Origin of the sequence: Peptoniphilus sp. oral taxon 836 str. F0141 (genome assembly GCF_000179335.1) — a bacterium.
GTDB lineage: Bacteria > Bacillota > Clostridia > Tissierellales > Peptoniphilaceae > Peptoniphilus_A > Peptoniphilus_A lacrimalis.
On record NZ_AEAA01000001.1, the window covers coordinates 1 to 1,668 of the forward strand.

A 1,668-nucleotide genomic window follows, 5' to 3' on the forward strand; every position below is an offset into this window, starting at 1 on the left:
TAAATACTCTAATGACTTCAAATGGACGAAGCACCCTTTGTAACCTTGTTTATGCATATTAAAGACGGCGATATTTATGAAAATGAAGTTGCACTTATTATTGAAGAAATTTTAAAACAAAGAATTAAAGGAATTAAAAATGACGCCGGAGTTTATGTAACACCAGCTTTTCCAAAATTAATATATGTACTAGATGAAAATAATATACACAAGGATTCAAAATATTATTATCTAACAAGTTTAGCTATCCGTTGCACAGCTAAAAGAATGTATCCTGATTACATTTCAGCTAAAAAAATGGCTTCAAATTACGAAGGAAATGTATTTTCACCAATGGGCTGCAGGGCATTTTTACCACCATACAAAGACCAAAAAGGCAAATACAAATTTGATGGTCGTTTCAATATGGGAGCTTGCACAATTAATCTTCCACAAATAGGAATTTTAGCAAATGGCGATGAAAATAAATTCTTTGAAATTTTAAACAAAAGACTAGACCTTGTAAAAAGAGTTGGACTTTTAAGATACGAACATTTAAAGAAAGTAACCAGTGATTCTTCACCAATCCACTGGCAACATGGAGCAATTGCAAGACTTGGCAAGCATGAAAGTATAGCTCCTCTTCTATTGGATGGATATTCAACAGTGTCATTAGGATATATAGGAATTTATGAAGCGACATATTTAACTAAGGGCGTATCCCATACAGATGCTAAGGGCTATCCTTTTGCAATGAGAATTATGGATACATTAAACGCAGCAGTAAAAAAATGGACCAAAGAATATGGAATTAAATTTACCCTATACGCAACTCCTGCTGAATCCTTAACTAACAGATTCAATTCAATAGATAGAAAAAGATTCGGAATTATGAAAATGTTACAGACAAGGGTTACTATACAAACTCATTCCATGTAGATGTGCGTGAAGAAATTTCTGCCTTTGAAAAATTTTCTTTCGAATCAAAATTCCAAGATAAATCTTCAGGTGGTTGCATATCCTATGTAGAAATTCCAAACATGGAACACAACCTTGAAGCTTTGGAAACAATTGTAAGATATATTTATGATAATATCCAATATGCAGAATTTAACACTAAATCAGATTATTGTGCAGAATGTGGTTTTGATGGAGAAATAAAATTAAACGAAGATGGTCAATGGCAATGTCCACAATGTGGCAACACTGACCGTGCAACTTTAACTGTAGTAAGAAGAACCTGCGGATATTTAGGCGAAAATTTCTGGAATGAAGGAAGAACTAAGGAAATAAAAGATAGAGTGCTTCATATATAATGAAATATGGTCAAATAAGAAAATATGATGTCGCAAACGGACCTGGAATAAGATGTAGCTTTTTTGTTACTGGTTGCAATCATAAATGCCCCCAATGTTTCAATAAAGAGTATCAAGATTTTAGCTATGGTAAGTTGTGGACCAATGAAGAAACCAAAAAGATAATTTCCTATATGAATTTAGAAGAAATAAAGGGGCTTACCATTTTAGGTGGCGAGCCCTTTCAAAATACTGAGGATTTAATAGAAATTGTAGGAAAAATTAGAGAAAAAAGCCATAAATCTATTTGGATATATTCAGGTTACACTTACGAACAAATACAAGCTGACCCACTGAAGAAAAAACTCTTAAGCTATTGTGATGTTTTGGTAGA

General features: G+C 32.8%; 1 protein-coding gene and 1 pseudogene. Both read left to right on the forward strand.

From position 1 onward, the window contains the following. Positions 1–1,295 (forward strand): annotated as a pseudogene (gene nrdD / locus HMPREF9131_RS00005) (anaerobic ribonucleoside-triphosphate reductase); the annotation flags it as partial. Continuing rightward, the coding region (gene nrdG, locus HMPREF9131_RS00010) for an anaerobic ribonucleoside-triphosphate reductase activating protein (protein ID WP_009344673.1) at positions 1,295–1,668 on the forward strand (374 nt) is incomplete at its 3' end. The pseudogene nrdD and the gene nrdG, both read left to right, overlap by 1 nt.